The 232-nt window shown below is 49.1% G+C and carries 1 protein-coding gene; it reads left to right on the forward strand.

What is annotated here, in order from left to right; translation table 11 throughout:
• Positions 1-232: hypothetical protein (locus tag L9G74_RS24720; protein WP_238899112.1), on the forward strand; the 232-nt coding region annotated here is incomplete at both ends.

Consider the following 232-nt stretch of genomic DNA (forward strand, 5'->3'; position numbering starts at 1 on the left):
TTCAGAATGCACTGCATCACTTGCTAAATATCTTGACAAGCTGAAGAGATCTGAAATCGGTTGGGATGTAAGGGTCGCACTTGGCGTGTATGGTTCCTTCAGCAGTAGAGCCTACCTGAATTCGCTACGGCTCCGGAATCGTCAGATGTACTTCCACAAGGAGATATTCAAGACGGCAGACGTGATCGTCTCACCAATGACCGGTGTGACTGCCTACAAGCTGCAAGACGAC

The organism is Shewanella electrica, assembly GCF_022321485.1.
In the GTDB taxonomy this organism is placed as follows: domain Bacteria; phylum Pseudomonadota; class Gammaproteobacteria; order Enterobacterales; family Shewanellaceae; genus Shewanella; species Shewanella electrica.